The organism is Arthrobacter sp. K4-10C (genome assembly GCF_059090085.1).
Genome location: NZ_JBNHFI010000007.1, coordinates 264,535 through 288,110, shown reverse-complemented (window position 1 = coordinate 288,110; position 23,576 = coordinate 264,535). Strand labels below are relative to the sequence as shown.

Below are 23,576 nucleotides of genomic sequence, written 5' to 3'. Positions count from 1 at the left end.
GATCAAGCGACCCTGCAACGCATCGACGCGTACCGCAACAGGCGGTCATCGCGGTACATGGTCCGTCACATGCAGCGCTCTGTGCCGTACCGGATGTCGCCGTTTTACCTCGTCTGGTCGAGCGCGTCGAGGAGGCGCCGCACCGAGCCGCCGAGGTTCCAGTCCGTTGCCAGCCGCTCAAGCTCGGCGCGGTTGGCGCCGGTGACCGGGTGCAGCCCTGCGCCGGCCTCATCGAGGCCGGGCAACTCCAGGTTCCGCACCAGCCGTACGACGGCGGGGGCTGCTTTGAGGTAGTCCGCGGCCGCGGCGAGCTTGGCCCGGACCGGTCCAGCCAGGCCGCTGCCGTCGTCCTCCGCCGCCTCAAGCAGCCCCTCGAGGGTGCCGTACTTCAGGAGCAGGGAAGCAGCCGTCTTCTCCCCGATTCCTGCAACGCCGGGCAACCCGTCGGAGGCGTCGCCGCGCAGGGTGGCGTAGTCGGCATACTGCTGCGGCAGCACGCGGTATTTGGCGACGACTGTCTGCTCGGTGACCTCTTCGAGGTTCCGCATGCCGCGTGCGGTGTAGATCACGCGGACCTGCCGGCCGTCGTCGCACACCTGGAACAGGTCGCGGTCGCCAGTGACGACGTCGACCGGAAACGCGGCGTGGCTCGCGTAGGTGCCCACAACGTCGTCGGCCTCATGCTCTGAAGCACCCACGATGGCGATGCCCGCAAGGCCAAGCACCTCGCGGATCATGGGGAGCTGGGCCTCCAGGGCGTCCGGGACCACCTCGATGTCCGGCGCGTCAGTGACGGCTTCGGCCACCCGGTGGGACTTATACGACGGGATCAGGTCCACGCGCCATTGCGGACGCCAGTCATCATCCCAGCATGCGACAAGATGGGTCGGGCGGTAGTCGGTGGTGAGCCGTGCGATCATGTCGAGCAGCCCGCGGACCGCGTTGACGGGTGTTCCGTCCGGGCGGCGGATCGTGTCCGGGATGCCGTAGAAGGCCCGGAAGTACAGGGAGGCAGTGTCCAGCAGCATCAGGCGGTTGGGCATAACTGATCCTCACACAAAATTGGGCACCTGTCCCGCAACCACTGTGGCATCAGGCACAATGTGGTCCATGGGGCGTTGGAGCGAGGACAGGGTCATAGGTGCCGCGCCTGATGACGCTTCGCTGGCAGCCGCCCGCAAACTGGCACGTCCCGGCCCATGGTCGGACACCGGCAGCAATGACGACCTGGTCTGGGGGAAATGCCAGGGCAGCGGCAAGACGCCGTACCAGGTGAGTGTGGACACCGCCGCGCCCGCCTACCGTTGCACGTGCCCCAGCCGAAAGTTCCCGTGCAAGCATGCACTGGCGCTGCTGCTCCTGTGGGCCCGCGGCGAGGCGGCCGGGGCGGCCGGCGCGGAAACCGCGGGCTTCGCCCAGGAGTGGGCAGCGAAGCGGACCGAGCGTGCCACTGCCCGCGGCCAGCGCAGCGCAGGAGAAACCGCAGACCCGGAGGCTCAGGCCAGGAGGCTGGCGGACCGGATGGCGCTGATGGACACCGGCATGGATGACTTTGCCCGGTGGCTCACGGATCTGCTGCGCACGGGGCTCGCCCCGGCACGCAACCAGCCCTACTCCTGGTGGGACGGCGTGGCAGCCCGGCTGGTGGATGCCCAGCTTCCGGGCATGGCGGACCAGGTCCGGGCCATGGGATCGGATGTCCATGCCCGCACCGACTGGGCGGACCATCTGCTGCTGCACGCCGGCCGCTGGTGGGCACTTGCCAAGGCCTGGACGCAGCGGGACCGGCTTGCGCCCCATGAGCTGGCAGATCTTAGGGCGGCTGTGGGATGGCCCGTCCCGTCCGCCGAGGTGCAGGGATCCGAGGCGCTGCCCGGCCCCTGGCTGGTGCTCGGCGCCCACCGCAGCGACGACGGACGCCTCCAGCAGCAGCGCACGTGGCTGCGGGGGCCAGACGGCACGGTGGTGGTGATCCTCGATTTCGCCGCCCGCGGCGAAGCGTTCGCCATGCCCCAGCTGGCAGGGGCAATGTTGGACGGATATGTTGCCCGCTATCCCGGCACGCCGCCCCAGCGGGCTTTGTTCAACGCGCCGGCCGTACCGCAGGGTGTGGCCGAAGGGCTTGGTGCAGGCTGCAGCGTCGACCAGGCGCTGGAATCAGAGTCGGCCGCCGTTGCGGTCTCACCATGGCGGGAGCGGCACCCGGTGCTGCTGGCCGGGGTCCGGATCAACCCTATGGACCAAGGCTGGGTGCAGGACGGATCCGGCCACGGCTTGCCCCTGGTCGACGCGCGCCTCGACTATCTGCTGGCATTAACGGGCGGACACGCCGTCGATCTTTTCGGGGAACTGGAGGACGGGCACCTGCGGCCCCTGTCGGTCGTCGTCGGCGGGGCGGTGGTGGCCGCGTGAGGTGGCTCGCCGAGCTTCGATCGTCCGCGCTCGTGGGTACGGGACGCCACCCGGCCCCTGCACCGCCACCGGAACTCAACCTTCGGGTCCCCGCCGGCCTCTCCCCCGAGGAATCGCTGCTCGACCAGGCGGCGCTTGCCGATGTGGCCACGCGCGCGGCCCGGACTGCGATGCCCGTCCCAGGCGGTGAACTGCCCGTTGCACCGCCGGATGACGCCCCGCAGGCTGCGGGAGACGCGGCCCGGCTGCTGGAGCTGGTCCTCAGCCAGCCGCCCGTGGGGCCGGAGCTGAGAACCCGGCTGGTGGCCGACTGGCTTGAGTTGGCGGCGGGTTCGGGCCGGCGCGTTCCGCACCGCCTCTTGCCTTCGTTGTTCGCCCTGGCGGATTCGCAATCCCAGGTGGCAGGTCGGCTGGTCCCGGCCATTGGCGCCCGCGGCCGGTGGCTTCAGGACCTTCGTCGGGCTGGAACCGGCGGCAGCCTCCCCAAGGCGGCTCCTGAAGCCGAGGATACTGGTGCCAGTGCCGCGGCCCACCTGAAGCTGTTGCGGGGCACCGACCCGGCCGCCGCCGTCGGACAGCTCAGCGCGGACTGGCACAACTGCGGTGCGCGCGAACGCGCCAGCCTCCTGGCATTGCTCTCCACGAACCTCGGGCCCGGCGACGAACCGCTGCTGGAACGCGCCCTGGATGACAAGGCCAAAAGCGTGCGGGAGGTGGCGGCCGGCCTCCTTGACCGGCTGCCGGACAGTGCCCGGGCACACCGCATGGCTGCAAGGCTGCGGCCACTGCTGGGCACCAGGGGAATGCTGCGCAAACGGCTGGATATCGAGACGCCGCCCGAACCCGACGCTGCCGCCGTGCGGGACGGCTTATCCCCGGCGCCCCGCGCCGGCGAACCGGACCGGTTCCGGTGGCTGGAAACAATCGTCCGTGGCGCGCCCCTGGACGTATGGACGACGGCGGCAGGCCGGGACCCGGCGGGCACGCTCGCCCTGCTGAACGGGGAACCGCGCGTCATCGACGCCATCCTCGCCACCGCCGTACTCCGCGCCGACCGGAACTGGGTGCGCGCCCTGCTGGACATCCGTACCGACGCGCGGCTCCTGGACTGCCTGCCGGCAGAGGAACGTGAGGGATGGATCGTGCAGCACCTCCGAACCGGCGGCATCCAGCCGGCGGCGCTGGTTCCGCTCCTCCGCGACCTTCCAACGCCATGGGCACCCCCGCTGGCCGGTGCGGTCCTTGAGGTCATCGCGCGCAAGGAGAACGGCTACCTCGCGTCCATGCTGGCCTCCACCCTGCCGGCAGCGCTGCCGCCCGTGGCTGCGGACGAGTGCCGCCGCCTGCTCGCCCGCCCCGACGACGACGCTTCACGGCGGCGCGTACTGCGCGACGCCGTCCAGTACCTTTCGTTCCGACAATCACTGACGGAGGCTTTTCAATGACAGATGCCCACGGATCCGCAGGCATTGTCCGCGCCCACGCCGAGGAAGCCTACGCCGGGGAACTCGACGCCCTGGCCGCCGTCGACGACCGGCCCCGCCCGCCGAGCTGGCGGCTGTCCCCCTGGGCCGTCACCACGTACATCCTTGGCGGCACCCTGCCCAACGGCGTGGACATCACTCCCAAGTACCTGGGCTCGGCGCGTCTGGTGGAGATCGCCGTGGCATCCCTGGCCACGGACCGTGCCCTGCTGTTGCTGGGCGTGCCCGGCACGGCAAAGACCTGGCTGGGCGAGCACCTCTCGGCCGCCGTTTCCGGGTCCTCCACCCTGGTGGTCCAGGGAACCGCAGGCACGCAGGAGGAAGCCCTTCGGTACGGCTGGAACTATGCGCGGCTGCTCGCCGACGGCCCGTCCCGGGCAGCACTCGTGCCCGGGCCGGTCATGCGGGGCATGGAGTCCGGAAGCCTGGTCCGGGTCGAGGAGCTGACGAGGATCCCCTCGGACGTGCAGGATTCCCTGATCTCCATCCTTAGCGAGAAGACGCTCCCCATCCCCGAACTGAACACCGAAGTGCAGGCGCGGAAGGGCTTCAACATCATTGCCACAGCCAACAACCGCGACAAGGGCGTCAACGACCTCTCGTCCGCGCTGCGGCGGCGCTTCAACACGGTGGTGCTTCCGCTTCCCGACACGATCGACCAGGAGGTGGAGATTGTTACCGCACGGGTGCGCTCGCTGGGCAGCGCGCTGGAGCTGCCGGCGGATCTGTCAGCCCTCTCCGAGATCCGCCGGGTGGTCACGGTGATGCGGGAACTCCGGGCCGGCGTCACGCAGGACCAGCGCACCACCATCAAGTCACCGTCCGCGACGCTGTCAACGGCTGAGGCCATCTCCGTAATGACGAACGGCCTGTCCCTGGCTGCCCATTTCGGTGACGGCACCGTGCGGGCCGGGGACGTGGCCGCAAGCCTCGTGGGTGCCATCATCAAGGATCCTGTCCAGGACCGCGTCATCTGGCAGGAGTACCTGGAAACCGTGGTCCGGAACCGCCCCGACTGGAAGGACCTCTACCGTGCCTGCCGAGACCTCGAATCGCCAACTGGCCGATGACAGAAGTCCATGTCCTGGGGATCCGGCACCACGGTCCAGGGTCCGCGCGGTCCGTCGCCGAGGGACTGGCAGAGCTCCGGCCCGGCCTGGTCCTTGTGGAAGGTCCCCCGGAACTTGACCAGGTCCTGCCGCTGCTCGGCGACGCGGAGATGGTGCCTCCCGTGGCCGGGCTGATCTACGCAGTGGACGAGCCGGGGCTGGCCTCGTTCTACCCCCTGGCCGGATTCTCCCCCGAATGGGTGGCCATCCGCTGGGCCCTGTCCACCGGGGCGGCAGTGCGGGCCATCGACCTGCCGGCTGCCAACACGTTCGCGCTGCGCCGCGCGGCCGGGTCTGCGGGCCCTCTGGTCCCTTCCCACGAGCCGTACCGGCCGGATGCGATCGGAATGCTCGCCGGGGCGGCAGGGTACAGCGACGCCGAGCGGTGGTGGGAAGACGCTGTGGAACACCGGAACGGCGGCCCCCTGGACAGGTTCCTGGCCATCACCGATGCCATCGCTGAGATCAGGGCCGGGGACCCGAGGCCGGCCGACCACCCGGATATCGTCGAAAACAACCTGCGGGAGGCTGCCATGCGGCGTCTGCTCCGTTCCGCCCTCAGCGAGGGCCACCAAAGCGTCGCGGTCGTGTGCGGCGCCTACCATGCTCCCGCGCTGGTGCCGGCCAACTTCCCCCCGGCAACGGCGGACAACAAGGTCCTCGCCAATTTACCCAAGTCCAAGGTCACGGCCACCTGGGTGCCCTGGACGTCGGACCGCCTCAGCTTCCGCAGCGGATACGGTGCCGGTGTCACCGCCCCCGGCTGGTACCAGCACCTATACAACCACTGGAGGGTGAAGGACAGCGGCAGTGACGTGGCCACCACGTGGCTGGTCCGGGTGGCGCACGCCCTCCGCCGGGAGAACCTCGGCGCCTCCACCGCCTCCGTGGTGGAGGCAAGCCGGCTCGCCGCCGCCCTTGCCGCCGTGCGGGGACGGCCAAGTCCCGGTCTGGCGGAGCTCGACGACGCCGCGCAGGCCGTGCTGTGCGACGGCTCTCCCCTGCCACTGTCCGTGGTGCACCGCGAGCTCACCGTGGGTCGGGAGCTCGGCACTGTGCCGGACTCCGTGCCTACGCTTCCGTTGGCCGCCGACCTCGCCGCTGCCCAGCGCCGCCTCCGCTGGAAGCCGGGCGCCATAGAGGAAGTCCTCATCCTTGACCTGCGCAAACCGAACCAGCTGGCACGGTCCGTGCTGCTGCACCGGCTGCAGCTGCTCGGGGTGGACTGGGGTGTCCCAACCGAAACCGGGCGCACCACCGGGACCTTCAAGGAAGCCTGGACGCTCCGCTGGAAACCGGAACTCAGCGTGGCGGTGGTGGAGGCCAGCCGTTACGGAACCACCGTCGCCTCGGCTGCCGCAGCCGCCGCAGCCGAGCAGGCGGCGCAGGCCGGGAGCCTCGCCGACCTCAGCGAACTGCTGTCGTGGTGCCTGCTGGCCGATCTCCCCGACGCGATCAGCGCCGTGGTATCGGCCCTTGCCGAGCGCACCGCCCTCCAGCAGGACGTCGCTCCCCTGCTGGAATCTGTCGCGCCGCTGGCCCGGACGTGCAGGTACGGCAACGTCCGCGGCGTGGACGTCAGCGGCGTGCGGACGATCCTCGATGCGACGGTGGTGCGGGCCTGCGTAGGCCTGCCCACGGCCTGTGCGGGGCTGGATGACGAAGCGGCCGCAGCCATGCGCCATGCGATCGACACAGCCAATGACGGCCTGTCGCTGCTTCCCGACCTGCCACTCGACGACTGGCGGCAGGCACTGTCCGCCGTTGCCGGTTCGGACCGCATCCACGGAGCCGTCGGGGGCCGGGCCACCAGGCTGCTCCTGGACGCCGGATCCCTCGACGGCGGGAATGTGGCGGACAGCCTCAGCCGGCGCCTTTCGCTTGCCACGCCGGCGCCTGCAGCTGCCGCCTGGCTTGACGGTTTACTCTCCGGCGACGCATCCCTGCTGGTGTATGACCCGCGCCTCCTGGCAATTGTGGACGGCTGGATCAGCGGCGTGGGCGGGGAGGTGTTCGAGGACGTGCTGCCGCTCCTGCGCAGAACTTTTTCGGCTTTCAGCAAGGCAGAGCGGCGGGAAATCGGTGAACAAATCAGCCGTGCCGGCGGCGCCGAATTCGCTGCCGGTCCGGATGCGCTGGACTTTGCGCCGGCTGTCCCGGCGCTCCGGACCATGGCACGGTACCTGGGATGGGAGGAAAAAGCGTGACAGCCGCAGACCCGGAACGTAACCGGCTGGGCCGCTGGCGCCTGGTGCTCGGCGCGCACGAAGCCGACGGCATCACCACCCCCGACGGCGGCGCAGTGGTGCTTTCCGCCGACGACGCCCGCCGGGACCAGGCCCTGGAGGAGCTGTACGACAGGGAACGGAGCGCCCGCGGAGGCCTGGGCGGGTCCAGCCCGCGGGTGGCACGGTGGCTTGGTGATATCCGCGGCTACTTCCCGTCCTCCGTTGTCCAGGTGATGCAGGCCGATGCCATGGAGCGGCTCGGCCTGCGGCAGCTGCTTCTCGAACCGGAGATGCTGCGCACCGTGCAGCCCGACGTCGGACTGGTCAGCACGCTTCTCGGGCTCGGGCGGGTCATCCCTGAGCACTCCCGCGAGAGCGCCCGGGCAGTGGTGCGCCAGGTGACAGCGCAACTCGAGGAGCGGCTGAGGGCACGGACGGTCCAGGCGGTTTCCGGGGCGTTGAACAGGGCGGCCCGGACGCGGCGGCCCCGGCACCGGGACATCGACTGGAACCGGACCATTGCCGCAAACCTCAAAAACTACCAGCCCGGGTACCGCACCGTGGTGCCGGAGCGCCTGGTGGGCCATGCCCGGCGCAGCACCGAGATCCAGCGCGAGATCATCCTCTGCATCGACCAGTCCGGGTCGATGGCAGAGTCGGTGGTGTATTCAAGCGTGTTCGGGGCCGTCCTGAGCTCACTGCGCTCCGTCCGCACCCGGATGGTGGTTTTCGACACCGAGGTTGTTGACCTGACTGATGAGCTGGACGACCCCGTGGATGTCCTGTTCGGTGTGCAGCTCGGCGGCGGCACCGACATCAACCGCGCCCTGGCGTACTGCCAGGGCCAGATGTCCCGGCCGGACGAGACAATCCTGGTGCTGATCAGTGATCTCTACGAGGGCGGGATAGCGGAGGAGATGCTGCGGCGGGCCGCCTCACTTGTGGGCTCGGGCGCCACCATGATCGCCCTGCTGGCTTTGAGTGACAGCGGGCATCCCACGTTCGATGCCGGCCATGCCGCAGCGCTCGCCGGGATCGGGGTCCCCACTTTTGCCTGCACCCCGGATCTGTTCCCCGACCTCATGGCGGCGGCAATCGAACGCCGCGACGTCAGCGAATGGGCAGCCTCACACGACATACCCACCAGCCACGGGGACTGACTGTCCTTTGTCACGTGCGGCTCGTGCCGGGCGGCCCGCTGAGCACGGTAGGCACGTACTCAAGGAGCTGGAGCCGGCCGTCGAAGGTCCTGCTCTCCACCATCTCAAGGGTGACGTCCGGATACCCGTCGTAGATCCGCTCCTGTCCTGTGCGGCCTGTGATCACCGGGAAGACCACCACACGGAAACGGTCCACCAGGCCCGCGGTCAGCAGTGACCGGCAGAGGCTAAGGCTGCCCAGCGTGCTCAACGGTTGGGTCCCTGACTGTTTCATCTCCCGCACCGCCTCACCTGCGTCCCCGCGGACCAGCTCGGAGTTCGGCCAGGTCAGGGGTTCCTGCAGGGTGGAGGAGAAAACTACTTTGGGCACGGCGGCAAGCCCGGTCAGCGAGGCGCCCTCCTCGGCGGAGAATCCGGAGCCGCCGGCAGACGCTTCCTCGGACATGCCGGACATCAGCCGGTAAGTGTTGGCCCCCAGGAGGAAGGTGTAGTTCTTCTCCGCCTCCTGGTCCAGCCAGGCAAGGTACTCCGGCCCCTCCAGGCCCCACCAGCCCGGCCACCCCTCAGCGGATGCGTACCCGTCCAGGGAGATGATCAAGTCCACCATCAATTGTGCTGGTGACGCCTCCGCCGCTGTTCCGCCCATGGCCCGCTCCTCGATCCGATCGGCGCTGGTGTGGCGGCAATGCTATGCCCGGAGGTGTGCAGGTTCAAGGCCGTGCCCCTTTTATCCGGTCCGGCCCAGGCGTAGCGTCATTCCATGGCTGGATGGAATGCCGACACCGCTGCGGGGCCCCTGGGGGCCGGAACCGTCACCTTGGTGGAGGGCTCGTGCTTCTGCATCTCCTCTGCCAACGGTGACATCCATCCGGAACATCCCCACGGCGTCTTCCACGAGGACACCCGGATCCTGTCGCGCTGGAACCTTACTGTCAACGGGCAGTCCCTCGAGCCGCTGACTGCGGAGACGAAGGAACCCTACCGCGCACTCTTCATCGGCCGCGTTCCCCGTTCGGACGGGTATGCCGACAGCCCCCTGATCGTGGAGCGCCTCCGGGAGGTGGCCGCAGGCGTTGCCGAGGAAATCACCATCAGGAACTACTCATCCGACCCGGCAGAATGCCGTGTGTCAGTGGCCGTGGAGTCCGATTTCGCCGATCTCTTCGAGGTGAAGGAGGCAAGGGTCCATCGGCGTTGGGAGGAATCCCGGGGCATCGACGGCGATTCCCTCACCATCAGCGCAGCCTGGCACGGCGTCCGGAAGGCCGTACTGGTCCGGGGCGGCGGCGCCGCTGCCATCCCGGACGCCCTCACCTATCTGGCGGTGGTCCCGCCGCGCGGACAGTGGAGCACGCACGTGAGTGTGGTGCCCTCCGGCAACGGTGCGGCCCTGCCCGTCCGTCCGCCCGGGGGCGGGATTTCGCCGAGCGACCGCCGGCGCCAGGAATGGATGGCCAAGATCCCCCGGCTGCACATGACAAACCGCTCCATCGAGCGGACGCTCCGGCGCAGCTACGACGACCTGGGTGCCCTGCGGATCGAAGATCCCGCGCATCCGGAGCGGATCGTCGTGGCCGCGGGCGCTCCGTGGTTCATGACACTGTTCGGGCGCGACTCCCTGTGGGCCTCGGAAATGGCGCTTCCGGTAGACCCGTCCCTGGCGCTTGGCACGCTGCAGACGCTGGCCGACCGCCAGGGCAAAGTGGTGGATCCGATGAGCGAGGAGGAGCCCGGGAAGATCCTGCACGAGGTCAGGCTGGGGGTTTCCAGCGGACTGGCACTGGGCGGTAAGTCGGTCTACTACGGCAGCGTGGACGCCACTCCCCAGTTCGTCATGGCACTGGGCTCGGTCAGCCGCTGGGGCTTCGCCAAGGACACCATCGCTTCCCTCCTGCCCCACGCCGACCGCGCGCTGGACTGGGTACGGACATACGGCGACAAGGACGGCGACGGCTTTGTCGAGTACTCCCGCCTCAACGAACAGGGCCTTCTCAACCAGGGCTGGAAGGACTCCTGGGACGGCATCAATTTCGCCGACGGAACGCTGGCCGAGCCACCCATTGCCCTTTGCGAAGTGCAGGCTTTGGTCTACTCCGCGCTGCTGTCCCGGGCGTGGATGGCATACGACGCCGGGGACGCACCGATGGCAGCGCAGCTCACCGCGGAGGCGGCCAGGCTGAAGAAGAAGTTCAACGACGAGTTCTGGCTGCCTGACCGTGGCTGGTACGCGGTCGCCTTGGACGGCAACAAAAGGCCGGTGGACGCGTGCGCGTCGAACATGGGGCAATGCCTGTGGCACGGCATCGTGGACGATGACAAGGCTCCGCTCGTGGCCGAGCGGCTGATGTCGCCCGAAATGTTCAGCGGCTGGGGTGTCCGGACCCTTGCCAGCGATATGGGTGCCTACAACCCCGCCAGCTACCACAACGGATCGGTCTGGCCCCATGACAACGCGATCATCGCGGCCGGCCTGATGCGCTACGGCTTCGTGGAGGAGGCGCAGCGGATCGCTACGGCACTGCTGGAAGCGGCCGATTTTTCGAACGGCAGGCTGCCGGAACTCTTCTGCGGGTTCAGCCGCGACCAGGTTGCCGAGCCCGTGCCGTATCCCACCGCCTGCTCGCCGCAGGCCTGGGCGGCCACCACGCCCATCATGCTGATCACCAGCCTGATGCGGTATGACGCCCACGTTTCCCGCGGCGGGTTCTGGATGGACCCCGCCCTGCCGGCCTCCTACGGCGACCTGCATATCACCAACGCGCCCATGGCCGGCGGCCGGATGACCATCGACATCACCGGCTCCGAGCCCCGGGTGCAGGGCCTGCCGGAGGACCTGAAATTCCACCGTGGACACCGCCCGTGGCTCACCGAGCTCGTGGCGGAGGCAGGCCTGGGAAGCGAAGGCTAGGAAGCCCCTAGAGCGCCCAGTCGGCGTCGCCGTAGGAACTGCGGACGTGGGCGCGCAGGTACTCCCCCACCACAGCGGCACCAAGGCCACCCACGTCAGGCGCAACCACCCGCCCGTCAATCCGGCGGGCCATGCGCTGGACGAACCGTTCCAGCCCGGGATCCCCGCCCAAACGGAAGAACGTGGCCTGCACTCCCGCGCGCCCCAGGCGGTCGAGTTCGGTGACCGTGACCCGGATGGTTTCCCTGTCCGGCGGCCAGCAGAACCACGAGTCGCCGTCGGCCAGCAGGTGTGCGGTCGGTTCGCCGTCCGTCACCACCAGGAGGACATGCTGCATCGACGGGTGCTGGCGGAAGAAGCGGCCGGCCAGCAGCAGGCCGTGGTGGAGGTTGGTGCCCTGCTCCCGCAGCGCCGGCAGGGCGGTCAGCTGGGAAATGTCCATGGACTGGGCATACCGGCCGAACGTGACCAGCTGCAGCCGGTCACCGCGGAACCGGGTGGAGACGAGGTGGTGCAGGGCGAGCGCGGTGCGCTTCATGGGCACCCAGCGTCCCTCCGCCGCCATCGAGAAGGACACGTCCACGAGCAGGACGACGGCGGCCTGGGTCCGAGCCTCCGTTTCAGTTACTTCGATGTCCCCCACCCCCAGACGGAAGCCGCGGCCGGGATCTTCGCCGCCGGCCACTGTGCGGCGGATCGCGTTGGTCATGGTTCGCGTGACGTCCCATGGCCCGGCGTCCCCGAACTCCCACTGCCGGCTGGAGCCGGTCTGGTCGCCCGCAGCACCGGCGGCCCGGGTGTCCCGGCGCCCCTGCCGGCCGGACAGCTGCTTCGCGGTGTCCCGCAACAGCGACTTACCCAGCCTCCGCATGGCCTGCGGGGATAGCCGGAGGTCCCCGTCGGCACCCCGCCGCAGGTAGCCGCCGTCGTGCATGGCCCGCTCAATCTCGGCAAGGGTCCGCGCGGTCACGGCCGCGTCCTGCCCCAGTTGGCGGGCCAGCGCGTCCAGGTCAAGATCGTCCAGGTGCGATCCGCTGTAGGACTGGGAGAGCTGCTCGGCCAGGGTGTCGAGTTCGGCGACGTCCTGCAACACCCCGGTGCCGTCGCCCAGTCCCAGCCCCTCCTGGCCCTCAAAACGCTCGGATCCCGTCCAGTCCTCGCCGGGGCGCAGCGCCCGGAGGTTCGAGTCGAGCTGGTCGAGCTGGCCCATCAGTTCCGGCGACCCGAATGCCTGCGCGGACAGCCGCAGCAGTTCGTCGCGCTGCTCGGGCGTCATGGATTGCAGGAGCCGCTGGGCCGCCGCCGCCCGCTTCGCCAGGGCGTCGATCAGCTCCTCGACCGATTGCGGGTTCTCCGGGAAGAAGTGGCCGTGCGGTGCCATGAACTCCCGGAAGCCGGCGTCGGTGTCTTCGCCGCGGCGGTGCTTGTCGAGCAGTTCGTTGAGGTCGCGCAGCATCCCGTTGACAGCCTCGCGGTCCTCGTCCATGGCGTTCTCGAGCGCCTGCTTCATCCCGGCAAAGCGCTGGTCCAGGACTTCCCGGCCCAGCAAGTCCTTGATCCTTTCGTACGCTTCCCCGGCGGCACCGGACTGCCAGTCGTAGGAGGCCAGTTCGTTGACTGCCGCTGCTGTGGAGGCCGGGAGGTTCTGCAGCAGCATTTCCCGGAAGGCACGGTCCGTGTTGTCCATCATGGCGTCCCGGGCGAGCTGCTTGCGTTCCTCCAGCACCGCGGTGTCCAGCAGCTTCCGCACCTCGTCGAGGGTGCCGTCCAGCCGGTGGCGACCCAGCAAGTCCTTCCTGCGCTGCTGGACGCGGGCAGCCAGGTCGTCCAGACCATCCCGGTGGCTGCCGCCGCGGCGAAGGAACTCCTGCAGGGCGTGCCGGGGCGAGTAGCCGGCCATGACGTCCTCGGCCACCGCCTCCAGCACCTCGGCCAGGTCCACCGGCGGGGCAAGCGGGTCCGGCCCGCCGGCGTACCTGCCGTACCTGGAGCGGTGGTGCAGCGCCATGATGCCTCCTGCAGCTAGCCGTAGACCGTTGCCTCGTCGTCGGACTCCTTGGAAATCCGCCTGGCAAGGTAGAGCCCCTCCAGTGCCAGTTCGACGGCGGCTGCCCGCTGGCCGTCGTTCTCTGCACCCAGGCGCCCGCTGATTTCGTCATAAAGGCCGGACCCGTTGAGCGGAGGCAGGTTCCGGAGGAACTCCCCGGCGGTGACCTGGTCGCCGGTGGTCACGGTGGTGTGGCCGTCCAGCGCCGCCACCAGCGGCCCCATGTCGATGCCCTGGAAGTGCGCCCGGACGGCGTCGGCAGTGGCTGTGCGCAGGAGGTGGTCAAGGACGCCCTGCTCCCGCCCTTCCTCACCCGACTCGAACTCGATCTTCCCGGTCAGGACCTCCGCCGCGGGTTCCAGGTCGATGATCCTTGCCACCGCCTGGTCCTCGCCGCACACGCTCGCGCGGCGCAGGGCGGCGGCGGCCACTGTCTCAGCACCCGCGATGGCAAACCGGGCGGAAACTCCGGAGGTCTGTTTGATGGCCGGGGACTGCCGCAGCGCCCGGGTGTAGCGGGCCAGGATCTCAAGGATGACCGGCGGGACGTCCGCCACCAGCCGGCCCTCCTGCCGGATGACGGCCACCTCGTCCTCCAGCTCGATGGGGTAATGGGTGCGGATCTCGGCGCCGAAGCGGTCCTTTAGCGGGGTAATGATCCGGCCGCGGTTGGTGTAGTCCTCCGGGTTGGCGGAGGCGACCACCAGCACGTCAAGGGGCAGCCGCAGCACGTAGCCGCGGATCTGGATGTCGCGTTCCTCCATCACGTTGAGCATGGCCACCTGGATCCGCTCCGCGAGGTCCGGCAGCTCATTGATGGCGATGATCCCGCGGTTGGAACGCGGGACCAGGCCGTAATGGATGGTCTCCGGGTCTCCCAGCCGGCGGCCCTCGGCGACGCGCATGGGGTCCACGTCGCCAATGAGGTCGGCCACGGAGGTGTCCGGCGTGGCAAGCTTCTCAACGTAGCGTTCCGAGCGGTGGCGCCACGCCACCCGCAGCCGGTCCCCCTCGGTGAGCGCCCGTGCCCGGGACTGCTCGGTGATGGGCTGGTACGGGTGTTCGTTGAGTTCGGAGTCCTCGATCACCGGCGACCACTCATCCAGCATCCCGGCCAGGGTGCGCAGCAGGCGCGTCTTGCCCTGTCCCCTTTCCCCAAGCAGGACCACGTCGTGGCCGGCGATCAGGGCCCGCTCCAACTGGGGCAGGACAGTGCGGCTGAACCCGTACAAGCCTGGCCACGGATCCCGGCCGGCCGCGAGCGCGGCAAGCAGGTTGTCGCGGATCTCGTGCCTTAGGTCCTTGTGGAGATGGCCGGCAGCACGCAGCTCGCCGACGGTGAAGATATCGGGACGCTCACTCACCCCTCTACGGTAAGCCCGTCCTGCCGGGAGATCGAGGAAACTCCCACAATTCCCCGGTTCTGCCCCTGACCGGGCTTACCCTGGATGCCGCCACCGCTACGCTTAGCGTGATGGATGCGAAGAGCACACTTCTGCTGCTGGTGCGCCACGGCGAAACACCCACTACGGGAACCCTGCTGCCTGGCCGGGCGCCGGGCCTGCACCTGTCCGACCGGGGGCGTGGGCAGGCGGAACACGTGGCGGAACGGCTCACGGGCCTTCCCGTGGATGCGGTGTACTCCTCGCCGCTGGAGCGGGCCTGCGAAACGGCGGAGCCCACGGCACTGCGTGCCGGATTGAAGGTGCAGCCGGACGCCGGCCTGGTCGAATGTGACTTCGGGGACTGGACCGGGGCTGCGCTCGCGGAGCTGGCCGGCTTGCCCGAGTGGCAAGCAGTGCAGCACCACCCGTCCGCCTTCAGGTTCCCCAACGGGGAAAGCTTCCGGCAGATGCAGGCCCGGATGGTGGAGGCACTGGAGGTGCTCAGCGCAGCCAACCCGGGAGGCGTCGTCGCTTGTTTCTCCCATGCCGACCCCATCAAGGCCGCGGTGGCCCACGCACTGGGCACGCACCTGGACCTCTTCCAGCGGATCGTCATCAGCACCGGGTCCGTGTCGGCGGTCTCCTATTCCCCGGGGCGTGCGCCGGCCGTGCTCATGGTGAACTCGACGACCGAATCCCTGCGCGGACTGAGGGAGCCGTGACATGGGACGGGTGCCGGCACAGGAGCTGACGCTGCTCGGCATGGGCAGCGTCCAACTGCTGGGACGGATGCCGCGCAGCAGCAACGCCACTTTCCTGGTCCAGGTGGCCTGCGGGGAAGACGCCGCCCGGGCCATCTACAAGCCAGAGGCGGGCGAGCGGCCGCTGTCCGACTTCGAGCCCGGACTGTACAAGCGGGAATGCGCGGCGTACCAGCTCAGTGAATACCTGCAGTGGGGCATCGTGCCGCCCACGGTGGTCCGGACGGAAGCGCCGCTGGGGATCGGGTCCCTTCAGTGGTTTGTGGAGTGCGACTTCCGCGAGCATTACTTCACGCTGTACGCTGACGCTCCGGAAACCCACCCCAGCCTGGTGCAGATTGCCTTGTTCGACTACGTCGCCAACAACACGGACCGGAAAAGCGGGCACGTGCTGCGGGGCCATGACGGACGGGTGTGGGGCATCGACCATGGCCTGTGCTTCTCGGCCCTGTTCAAGCTGCGCACGGTCATCTGGGACTTCGCGGGTACGCCGATCCCGGATGCCCTGCTGGAGGACATCGCTCCCCTGGCGGAGGCGGTGCCTCCCGGGGTGGCCGGCTTCCTGGACCGGGGTGAGGCTGCCGCCCTGCAAAGGCGGGTCCAAGGCCTGCTCCTCGAACCGGTGTTGCCGCATGACCCTACCGGCATGCGCTACCCGTGGCCGCTGGTGTGAGCGACCGGCGGCGCGGCCTTCCCCGGCAGTCGCCGAGGGGTGGGACCATGATCGCATGGCATCCATCCAGCGCATTCGTCCCCAAGGCCTCGTTGTAAGCCCGGCGTTTAGCCACGTCGCAGTTGTTCCGCCCGGCGCAACCACCATCTACGTGGGCGGCCAGAACGCAGTGGACGCCAGCGGCGCCCTAGTCGGGCAGGGCGATGTGGCTGCGCAGTCGGCACGCGCCCTTGAAAACGCAAGGACTGCGCTCGCAGCGGCCGGCGCTACCCTCGGTGACGTCGTGCAATGGACAGTGCTCTTCGTGGAGGGCGCCGATATCGCGGCCGGGTACGGCGCCATCGCTGCGGTGTTGGCCTCCGATGAACCGGCCCTGGTGACCGCCGCGTTTGTCTCCGGTCTGGGGGTGTCCGGCGCTCTGGTCGAGATCAGTGCGGTTGCCGCGGTGATGCGGTAACAGGCCACTCTGTCGTCGGAAGGGCGCCGCTGGGGTCTAAACGGGCAGGCTCAGCCGGCCTGGTGCGGCAGCACCCTGTAGGTCACGTGCGTGACCTGGCGGGCGGCCCGGGAACTTATCTGTTCCAGGTTGAGGGGCGGGACGCCGTCGAACAGCCGCGTACCGGCGCCAAGCGTAAGGGGCGCTATATGCAGGCGCAGCTCGTCGATCAGCCCCGCGGCCAGGTACTGGTTGGCGGTGGTGGCACCGCCCTGGACCGCGACGTCCCCGCCGCCGGCCGCGGCGCGTGCTTGCGCCAGGGCCGACCCGATTCCGTCCGTGACGAAGTGGAAGGTGGTGCCGCCTTCCATTGGCTGCGGATCGCGTGCATGGTGCGTGAGCACGAAGACCGGGGCGTGGAACGGCGGGTTGGTGCCCCACCAGCCGTTCCACTGCCAGTTCCATCCGCCGCGCACGGGGCCAAACATGTTGCGGCCCATGATGAATGCCTTGGCGGCCCCGATCTGTTCGATCTCGGCACGGTTCTCGTCGGGGGTTTCGAACATCCATGCGTGCAGCCGGTCCCCCGAACCGTCACTGCCGTCGTCGCCGAAGGGACGCTGCTCCGTTTGGTTGGGCCCGGCAGAGTATCCGTCTGCTGTGATGGTGATGTCGCAGACCACCCGGCCGGTAGCTGTTGTCATGGCACTGTCCTCCTCGTGGCGGCCTGGCCGCCTCCCGCTGTGAACTTGTCCGCAGGCATCAGCTTACGGTCCGCCCGCCGTCCCGGCGAGCGCTGTAACGTCGGGATAACGTCCGCGGAACTAGTGTCCGCGACATGGCTGAGCAGCAGAATCTCCAGAACGGCGGCTACGCTTCAGGGTTCCTGGGCAATGAGTTGGAGCCGCCCGCGATCGATGCCGCCCTGCTGGACGACACGGTCCAGCTCAACGGTTCAGCCGTCATCCCCTATACCCACTTCTCCCTCGCGGTCAGCAAGTCACGGCGGTTCGCGCGCTGGGTGGCCTGGAATATCGACGGCGGCAGCATCAAGAGGGTGAGCCGGAAGGGCATCCCTTTCGTTAAGGACTCCCGGATTCCGGGGCAGTTCCAGAACGGCGACGAGCTTTACGGCGGCAACCGCCTGGACCGCGGTCACATTGCCCGCCGCGCAGACCTGCTGTGGGGCCCGCTGCCCGAGGCAAAGAGGGCCAATGACGATTCGTTCTTCTTCACCAACATCGCACCCCAGATGGACGACTTCAACCAAAGCGGGAAGGACGGTATTTGGGGACGGCTGGAAGAAGCCGTCTTTGCCGACGTGGAGGTCCAGGACCTGAAGGTCACGGCGTTCGGCGGACCCATCTTCCGCGACAATGACCGCGAGTACCGGGGCGTCCGGCTGCCACGGGAGTACTGGAAGATCCTCGCGTATATGGAGAAGGGTGAGTTTCGAAGCACGGCGTTCCTGCTCACGCAGAACCTGAATCCCCTGGAGGCGTTGGATTTGGACGAGTTCCGGGCCTACCAGGTCAGCATTCCTGAACTGGAGGAGCGCACCCACCTGCGGTTTGCGGGGCCGCTGCGGGGTGAGGACGGCCGTACCGCCCTGCTGGCAGCTGACGACCGGATGCCTTTGGGAAGTCTCACCGACATCCGATGGTGACAGCCGGATTATAGAGGCAGGGCCCTCGGTGTCACGCTGATCTGCAGTCCGGCGTTCCTGCCGAGAAGAGGCTTCATCACCTCCGGAACTTCGATGCGTCCGCTCCACCTGTTGGGTGTCCCGTCCCTGTCCAGCAGCCGGTCCCTGTCCCCCGGGTTCCAGTCCCGCAGGGCCATCGGGATGGTGCTGTTCCAGGCAGCCCAGGCCTTTGGCAGGGGCTGACCTGCGGACGGCGGTTCTATGTCCACCACCAGCGTGTCCTGCCAGTCCTCCGTCTGCTCCATGTGATCGTCGAAGAAGAAGCGGCCCTGCTTCTCGGCGATGGACAGCAGCCGCAGCATCAGCGCGTGCCGCAGCCTGGGCACCGTCCGTCCACCGACCAGCGGCCGGGGTGCCTGCGACGAGAGGAACGTGGTGAGCAGCGGCTGCGGTGAATCGATGGGATCGCCTTCCTTCCAGCGCTCGATATGCACCGGGCAGAAATGTGCGGCACTTTGCTCGTGGACCAGGACAGGCAGCCCGCGGATCGCCACGCCCACATCCAGCTGGAACTCGACCTCGTCCGGGGCGTCCCGGCCGACGGCGAAGCCGACCAGCTCAATCTGGATCTTCAGGTCTCCGAAGAGGAACCGTTGAAGGTTCTGGTAACCCTCTTCCGAGTTGACGATGCCGTACCGCCCGCTGTGGCTACGATGGACGATGGCCAGGGGCGCGCCACGGACGGCGGCATTGTCAATCTGCACCAAGCCGTCGCTGCGTGCACCGACGGCTTTGGAGGACAGCCCGAAGGCAACGTCATAGTCTTCGGGATTGGAGCCAACCAGGCAGAAGAGTTCGGAAACCGGGAACCCGTCGTCGGGCATTTCCGTACCCTTGAAACTTTCGCGCCGAAGGGTCCGCCTGCGCGCTGCGGGAGTGAGGTAGTCATACATGCGGTCAGGTCCGAAGATATCGGCACCCTGGATGCCCGTTGCGTCCCTGATCCGTTCCAGGAGCCCGTACCCGATGGCGAAGCTGATGCCGCCGTGGGGTGTGGCGTAGGTGAACACCCTTGCGACGTACTTTGCCCCGGCTGCGGGGTCGATTGTGCCGTCCGGATCCGCGAGTTCCTCGGGGATTACGCGTTGCAGGAGGGACCGGCAGACCAGCCCGCCCATGGAGTGCGCAACCAGGAAGACTTTGGGGGCTCCCGTCCTGTCGAGTACCAGCTTGATCAGCTTGAAGAGATCGCGGGCGGCCGCTTCGAAAGAGAAGCTTTCCGGGTCCTGGTCGAAGGTATCTGCGGAGTTGTCGTAGAAGCGGTGTATCCATACGGAGGCGGGATTGACGGCGCCCGGTTCCACGCCCTGCAGGAATGCCCATTGGTCTCCGTGGACGGGTACTTCATATTTGTGGTCGGTGATGAGGCGCAGCATTGGGGATTCGAACTGATGGAACTGGGCCCTGCCATGGCTGTCCGAGCGGACATGCACTGACCCCTGGCTGAAGCCGTAGAAGGGATCGTCCACCGCGCTGTTAATGGCGCTGCCGTTTCCGGCATACCCTCTCACATAGATGAGGGGCAGCCTGCCGTCGTCACCTGGATTGCCCACTGTCTGTCCCCTTTCCGGAGCTTCGGGTCCCGTCCGCGGACATGGTGGTCCGCGTGCGGTGCGGGCAGTTGAGCATGCGGGCCGTTACGACGGCGTTACACGCACCTGCCTGCCCTGCCGGGCCGGCCGGAAAGCGGTAATGCGGCAGTAACGCCGCAGCGTTCTACTGGGAGGAGACCGTCCTGCAATCCGTCTCCGGGGCAGCGGTTGGTTTACCAAGGATCACCAGCAAAGGGGGCAGACATGACCGCCGCAGAAACTGTCCGGCCGCACTGTGACACCAAACCACAAACACGCGCGGTGCTCCGGCCCGACCTGGAACCAGGCAGGGAGCGGCTCATCCGCCGACTTCGGGGGAAGTGGGTGAACGGCACGGTCCTTCACTACTGGTTCTTTGACGGGCCGGCGCCGCAGAAGGCGGCCGTGCGGAGAGCCTTCCAGGAATGGAAGGACCTGGGCATCGGCCTGAAGTTTTCCGAGGTGGCGGACAGGAGCGAGGCGGAGGTCCGGATTGCCTTTGATCAAAGTGATGGCTCCTGGTCCTATGTGGGGCGCGACGTTCTGGAGATCAACGCCACCGAGCCAACCATGAACTTCGGCTGGGACCTCACGGACGAGTACGGCCGGACCACGGCGCTGCACGAGATAGGCCACACGCTGGGCATGCCCCACGAACACCAGAACCCGTTCGCCGGCATCGTCTGGGATGAACCCAAGGTCTACGAATACTTTGGTGGCGCACCAAACCACTGGCCGCCGGAACAAACACTCCACAATGTGTTGCGGAAGATCGACGCAAACGAGGTGGAAGGCTCGGCCTGGGACCCCGATTCCGTCATGGAATATTGGTTTCCTGCGGGACTCATCAGGGAACCTGCGAGGTTTCAGGCAGGGTTGAATCCTCCCGGTGGCCTGTCGGAAGCGGACAGGGAATGGGTGCTGAAGTTTTTCCCGCCGATCAAGGCCGAAGTTCCCCTCCTTGAACCGTTCAAATCCGTGCCGCTCTCTTTGAGCCCAGCAGAGCAGGCGGATTTCGCGCTGGAGCCCGCTGCCTCACGGACGTACGAAATTGGCACCTTTGGGACGGCGGACACTGTGCTGGTGCTTTTCGAGAGCGTGGACGGCGAGCTGCGTTTCGTAGCCGGCGACGACGACAGCGGCGAGGAGCGTAATTCGCGTCTTTCGGCCAAGCTCTTCCAGGGACGGCACTACGTGGTGCGGGTAAGGCTGTATTGGGCCGGTGAGTCGGGCCAGACGGCCCTCATGTGTTGGTGAGCCCTCATCCATGCAGGTGCGGAGCCGGTTGTGGCACCACCTCAAGGCCATGCCGCGGCGCGTTGCTCAAGTTTGTCTGAATCTTTGATAAAGGGATCCGGCGACCGATCTGTTCTGGGGCAGGATGAGAGCAGTTCGGTTCAGTGCCCTGCATTTCCTGGAAGCACCGCGGCCGGCAGGACGGGTTGACGGCAGTCAGCCCGTCCCTTTAAGCGGGAACGGTCCCGGCGGAGAGTGGGGAGACGATGCGAGCGGACGACGTTGCGGCAGCACCCGGTAACGGGCAGGAACCTATTCAAGACGTTTCGGACGCCGGTACCTTGGTGATCCGCACCTGGCATGAGCATGCCGGACAGCCAGCCGGATTTCGGGCCAGGATCACCTACGGCCCTGCACTTGGCCACGAGCACACCACTGTTTCCGCTGCCGACCCGGACAAGGTCCTACACATTGTGCAACAGTGGCTGCGGTCCCAAACTGCCGCCCCAGGTGGGAAGTAGCTGCTCGGCTGCCCCTCGGGCCTGGGGTTTGACGACTTCGCTGATCAGTTGTTTGAGGGCCTCGGAGGGCTCGACGCCCATATCCTTCCGCAGTTGCTCCTGGTACTTCTCGTACGTGATCAGGGCGGAGGCGAGGTTTCCCTGGGCCAGTTCTGCCGCGACCAGGAACCGGACGGCACTTTCGTAGAGCGGTTCGATTTCCAGTGCTGCGCTCGCCGCTTCCGCAGCCGAACCATGATCACCCTGGCTGGAAAACTGCCCTGAAAGCAGTGTGAGGACGCGGAGCTGGTCGTGCCGCAGCCGCCCCTGCTCGAACAGCACCCAGTCCTCATACCAGCCGGGCAGGAATTCCAGGTCCCGCAAGTCCTGCAGCTGGGCTGCCGCCACAGCCCCGGCCGACAGAGCAGCCGCTTTCAGAAGGGCCCGGACCTTGTGGAGGTCAACCTCAACCCGTGCGTCCAGGGACAGCAAGGCTCCGTCTTTGACGAGCAGGCCCGGCAGTTGCCGCGTGACCAGGTGAACTGTAACCCGCAGGCTTTCCAGGGCTTTATCGTCCGGGTATTCGGGCCAGAGCATGCCGGCGACGTAGTTTCGGAGGCTGGCACCGCGGACCGCCAGTGCGGCGATGAGCCGCTGTTGGCGTGCTGCGACGTGAACAACTTCCCCGTCCCGGCGGAGCTGCCAGGACCGCATGAGGTCTAACTCAAAAACTCCATCATCGTCATTGCCCATGGCTACCCGATCTGAGCAGGGTTATTGCACTGAGTTTGTAAAATTGAGGATCCTCACGTTGAAAAAGAAAGTCAATCAACAAACCCCTAATTGTTTAGGGAGATGCGTCTCTCACACTCCTGCCGCTGCCGCGAGCCCCCAATGAGGTTTCCTTAAACAAGGAACGACGGCGGCCGCCGTCGTTCCTTGCGCCTGTACAGGACCTGCCCCCTGGACTCCCTGGACCAGGCTTGCCCGTAGGTTCGGGCGAAGGGGGCTACTTCGCGTAGGTGGCGAAATTCTGTGTGGCCACCAGCTGCGCCCCGTACGGCGAACCCCCGGAAAGCCGGGCGGCGCCGAAGCCGAAGTCCGTCAGTTTCGGGTTGAGCATGTTGGCGTTGTGGCCCGGGGAGGCCTTCCAGGCCGCGAAGAGGGCATCAGCGTCGGCGTTGACGGCGATGTTCTCCGCACAGCTGGTCCAGCCGGACGGGATCTGCGTACTTGCGTCCGGGTTGTGCCTGAAGCCGGCGCTGCCGGATGCGTTGATGTCATTCATCATGGTGTTTGACCAGTTCTGCGCCACGGTTTCGAGCCCGGTGTTGTAGCGCAGCGGAGTGAGGCCGTTGGCCGTCCTGTACTGGTTGATGAGCTCGAAAGAGCGCTGGGCAACCGCGTTCGACGCAGAGCCGGTGGCAGCGGCCGGCGCCGGGGCGGGCGCCGGCGCCGTTGGGGCGGCGGGAGCCGGGGCGGGAACAGCCTGTGCGGGAACAGCCTGTGCGGGTGCCGGAGACGAGGCAGCGGGAACGGCGGCGGCGGGTGCCGGGGCGGAATCGGACAGTGCCGGGGCGGGAGACGACGTAGCCGGCGCAGGTTCGGGAGACGCCGTCGTCGGAGCGCTGGGGGCTGACTCTACAGGGGCTGGTGACCGGGTCACGGAAGCGGAAGCGGTGCCGGCGGGTGCCGGGGACTGAACGCTGGCGCTGGTCCAGGCGGGCCAATCGAAGGGCCACGGAAAGGCGCCGGCGGAAGCGGAACCGGCGGTCAGCAGACCGCCGGACAGGACGAGGATGGACAGGGAGGCAGCGATGTGTTTCTTGTCTTTTCGCATCCGAAGACCGTACCCGTTGGTCCTGCCCGAGTGCACATTGCGTGACGGACGGTATATGGCGCCGGTACTGGCGTAGGCGGTAGCTTTGATGCACTCTTCCTTCACAGCAGCCGAGGTACCG

Annotated in this window: 19 protein-coding genes; 11 read left to right on the top strand and 8 right to left on the bottom strand. The window is 67.7% G+C overall.

Annotation, left to right across the window (positions count from 1 at the left end):
* Positions 1–104: 104 nt before the first annotated feature.
* Positions 105–1,043 carry a 5'-3' exonuclease gene (locus AC5RUU_RS12160; protein WP_493975454.1) on the bottom strand — a complete coding sequence of 313 codons (939 nt, stop codon included), beginning with the start codon at positions 1,041–1,043 and terminating at the stop codon, positions 105–107.
* A gap of 67 nt (positions 1,044–1,110) precedes the next feature.
* Here AC5RUU_RS12160 and AC5RUU_RS12155 point away from each other — a divergent pair, with 67 nt between their 5' ends.
* The 5 genes from AC5RUU_RS12155 to AC5RUU_RS12135 are packed head-to-tail and all read left to right on the top strand — an operon-like array spanning position 1,111 to position 8,393.
* Positions 1,111–2,412 carry an SWIM zinc finger family protein gene (locus AC5RUU_RS12155; RefSeq protein ID WP_493975453.1) on the top strand — a complete coding sequence of 434 codons (1,302 nt, stop codon included), beginning with the start codon at positions 1,111–1,113 and terminating at the stop codon, positions 2,410–2,412.
* Positions 2,409–3,857: a DUF5691 domain-containing protein gene (locus AC5RUU_RS12150; protein ID WP_493975452.1), complete on the top strand. Its 1,449-nt coding sequence runs from the start codon at positions 2,409–2,411 to the stop codon at positions 3,855–3,857. Before AC5RUU_RS12155 ends, AC5RUU_RS12150 begins: the two co-directional genes overlap by 4 nt.
* Positions 3,854–4,966 carry an ATP-binding protein gene (locus AC5RUU_RS12145; protein ID WP_493975451.1) on the top strand — a complete coding sequence of 371 codons (1,113 nt, stop codon included), beginning with the start codon at positions 3,854–3,856 and terminating at the stop codon, positions 4,964–4,966. The genes AC5RUU_RS12150 and AC5RUU_RS12145 overlap by 4 nt, the downstream gene beginning before the upstream one ends.
* Positions 4,963–7,212, top strand: coding sequence for a DUF5682 family protein (locus AC5RUU_RS12140; protein WP_493975450.1), 2,250 nt, complete (start codon positions 4,963–4,965; stop codon positions 7,210–7,212). The genes AC5RUU_RS12145 and AC5RUU_RS12140 overlap by 4 nt, the downstream gene beginning before the upstream one ends.
* Positions 7,209–8,393 (top strand): VWA domain-containing protein, encoded by a 1,185-nt coding sequence (locus AC5RUU_RS12135; protein ID WP_493975449.1) that lies wholly within the window; start codon positions 7,209–7,211, stop codon positions 8,391–8,393. The genes AC5RUU_RS12140 and AC5RUU_RS12135 overlap by 4 nt, the downstream gene beginning before the upstream one ends.
* Positions 8,394–8,403: 10 nt before the next feature.
* Here AC5RUU_RS12135 and AC5RUU_RS12130 read toward each other — a convergent pair whose 3' ends face one another.
* The gene (locus AC5RUU_RS12130) at positions 8,404–9,039 is read right to left on the bottom strand and encodes a dihydrofolate reductase family protein (RefSeq protein WP_493975448.1); all 636 of its coding nucleotides are present in this window, start codon (positions 9,037–9,039) and stop codon (positions 8,404–8,406) included.
* Between the two features lie 114 nt (positions 9,040–9,153).
* On the opposite strand from AC5RUU_RS12130, the gene AC5RUU_RS12125 reads away from it, so the two are divergent.
* Complete coding sequence (locus AC5RUU_RS12125) at positions 9,154–11,301, top strand: amylo-alpha-1,6-glucosidase (RefSeq protein ID WP_493975447.1); 2,148 nt, start codon at positions 9,154–9,156, stop codon at positions 11,299–11,301.
* A gap of 7 nt (positions 11,302–11,308) precedes the next feature.
* Here AC5RUU_RS12125 and AC5RUU_RS12120 read toward each other — a convergent pair whose 3' ends face one another.
* Positions 11,309–13,309: a vWA domain-containing protein gene (locus AC5RUU_RS12120; protein WP_493975446.1), complete on the bottom strand. Its 2,001-nt coding sequence runs from the start codon at positions 13,307–13,309 to the stop codon at positions 11,309–11,311.
* A gap of 14 nt (positions 13,310–13,323) precedes the next feature.
* The gene (locus AC5RUU_RS12115; RefSeq protein WP_493975445.1) at positions 13,324–14,712 is read right to left on the bottom strand and encodes a sigma 54-interacting transcriptional regulator; all 1,389 of its coding nucleotides are present in this window, start codon (positions 14,710–14,712) and stop codon (positions 13,324–13,326) included.
* Positions 14,713–14,822: 110 nt separating this feature from the next.
* Here AC5RUU_RS12115 and AC5RUU_RS12110 point away from each other — a divergent pair, with 110 nt between their 5' ends.
* Genes AC5RUU_RS12110 through AC5RUU_RS12100 form a run of 3 tightly spaced genes read left to right on the top strand, consistent with a single transcriptional unit; the run spans position 14,823 to position 16,624 of the window.
* Positions 14,823–15,455: an MSMEG_4193 family putative phosphomutase gene (locus tag AC5RUU_RS12110; protein ID WP_493975444.1), complete on the top strand. Its 633-nt coding sequence runs from the start codon at positions 14,823–14,825 to the stop codon at positions 15,453–15,455.
* Between the two features lie 10 nt (positions 15,456–15,465).
* The gene (locus tag AC5RUU_RS12105) at positions 15,466–16,167 is read left to right on the top strand and encodes an SCO1664 family protein (RefSeq protein ID WP_493975476.1); all 702 of its coding nucleotides are present in this window, start codon (positions 15,466–15,468) and stop codon (positions 16,165–16,167) included.
* Positions 16,168–16,222: 55 nt separating this feature from the next.
* Complete coding sequence (locus tag AC5RUU_RS12100) at positions 16,223–16,624, top strand: RidA family protein (RefSeq protein ID WP_493975443.1); 402 nt, start codon at positions 16,223–16,225, stop codon at positions 16,622–16,624.
* A gap of 50 nt (positions 16,625–16,674) precedes the next feature.
* On the opposite strand, the gene AC5RUU_RS12095 is transcribed toward AC5RUU_RS12100, so the two are convergent.
* Positions 16,675–17,307 (bottom strand): dihydrofolate reductase family protein, encoded by a 633-nt coding sequence (locus tag AC5RUU_RS12095; protein ID WP_493975442.1) that lies wholly within the window; start codon positions 17,305–17,307, stop codon positions 16,675–16,677.
* 134 nt (positions 17,308–17,441) lie between these two features.
* On the opposite strand from AC5RUU_RS12095, the gene AC5RUU_RS12090 reads away from it, so the two are divergent.
* Complete coding sequence (locus tag AC5RUU_RS12090; protein ID WP_493975441.1) at positions 17,442–18,269, top strand: DNA/RNA non-specific endonuclease; 828 nt, start codon at positions 17,442–17,444, stop codon at positions 18,267–18,269.
* A gap of 8 nt (positions 18,270–18,277) precedes the next feature.
* Here the strand turns inward: AC5RUU_RS12090 and AC5RUU_RS12085 are convergent, their stop codons facing one another.
* The gene (locus tag AC5RUU_RS12085) at positions 18,278–19,861 is read right to left on the bottom strand and encodes an esterase/lipase family protein (protein WP_493975440.1); all 1,584 of its coding nucleotides are present in this window, start codon (positions 19,859–19,861) and stop codon (positions 18,278–18,280) included.
* A gap of 243 nt (positions 19,862–20,104) precedes the next feature.
* Here AC5RUU_RS12085 and AC5RUU_RS12080 point away from each other — a divergent pair, with 243 nt between their 5' ends.
* A complete protein-coding gene (locus AC5RUU_RS12080) occupies positions 20,105–21,136 on the top strand; it encodes a M12 family metallopeptidase (RefSeq protein WP_493975439.1) in 1,032 nt (343 codons plus the stop codon).
* A gap of 443 nt (positions 21,137–21,579) precedes the next feature.
* Here AC5RUU_RS12080 and AC5RUU_RS12075 read toward each other — a convergent pair whose 3' ends face one another.
* On the bottom strand, positions 21,580–22,329 hold the full coding sequence (locus AC5RUU_RS12075) for an AfsR/SARP family transcriptional regulator (protein WP_493975438.1): 750 nt from the start codon (positions 22,327–22,329) through the stop codon (positions 21,580–21,582).
* A gap of 295 nt (positions 22,330–22,624) precedes the next feature.
* A complete protein-coding gene (locus AC5RUU_RS12070) occupies positions 22,625–23,455 on the bottom strand; it encodes a CAP domain-containing protein (RefSeq protein WP_493975437.1) in 831 nt (276 codons plus the stop codon).
* Positions 23,456–23,576: the final 121 nt, after the last annotated feature.

Bases quoted from the DNA above. Each gene is read 5' to 3' on its own strand.
- AC5RUU_RS12160 (WP_493975454.1), bottom strand. From the start codon at position 1,043: ATGCCCAACCGCCTGATGCTGCTGGACACTGCCTCCCTGTACTTCCGG.
- AC5RUU_RS12155 (WP_493975453.1), top strand. From the start codon at position 1,111: ATGGGGCGTTGGAGCGAGGACAGGGTCATAGGTGCCGCGCCTGATGAC.
- AC5RUU_RS12145 (WP_493975451.1), top strand. From the start codon at position 3,854: ATGACAGATGCCCACGGATCCGCAGGCATTGTCCGCGCCCACGCCGAG.
- AC5RUU_RS12140 (WP_493975450.1), top strand. From the start codon at position 4,963: ATGACAGAAGTCCATGTCCTGGGGATCCGGCACCACGGTCCAGGGTCC.
- AC5RUU_RS12130 (WP_493975448.1), bottom strand. From the start codon at position 9,039: ATGGGCGGAACAGCGGCGGAGGCGTCACCAGCACAATTGATGGTGGAC.
- AC5RUU_RS12125 (WP_493975447.1), top strand. From the start codon at position 9,154: ATGGCTGGATGGAATGCCGACACCGCTGCGGGGCCCCTGGGGGCCGGA.
- AC5RUU_RS12120 (WP_493975446.1), bottom strand. From the start codon at position 13,309: ATGGCGCTGCACCACCGCTCCAGGTACGGCAGGTACGCCGGCGGGCCG.
- AC5RUU_RS12110 (WP_493975444.1), top strand. From the start codon at position 14,823: ATGGATGCGAAGAGCACACTTCTGCTGCTGGTGCGCCACGGCGAAACA.
- AC5RUU_RS12100 (WP_493975443.1), top strand. From the start codon at position 16,223: ATGGCATCCATCCAGCGCATTCGTCCCCAAGGCCTCGTTGTAAGCCCG.
- AC5RUU_RS12095 (WP_493975442.1), bottom strand. From the start codon at position 17,307: ATGACAACAGCTACCGGCCGGGTGGTCTGCGACATCACCATCACAGCA.
- AC5RUU_RS12090 (WP_493975441.1), top strand. From the start codon at position 17,442: ATGGCTGAGCAGCAGAATCTCCAGAACGGCGGCTACGCTTCAGGGTTC.
- AC5RUU_RS12080 (WP_493975439.1), top strand. From the start codon at position 20,105: ATGACCGCCGCAGAAACTGTCCGGCCGCACTGTGACACCAAACCACAA.
- AC5RUU_RS12075 (WP_493975438.1), bottom strand. From the start codon at position 22,329: ATGCGGTCCTGGCAGCTCCGCCGGGACGGGGAAGTTGTTCACGTCGCA.
- AC5RUU_RS12070 (WP_493975437.1), bottom strand. From the start codon at position 23,455: ATGCGAAAAGACAAGAAACACATCGCTGCCTCCCTGTCCATCCTCGTC.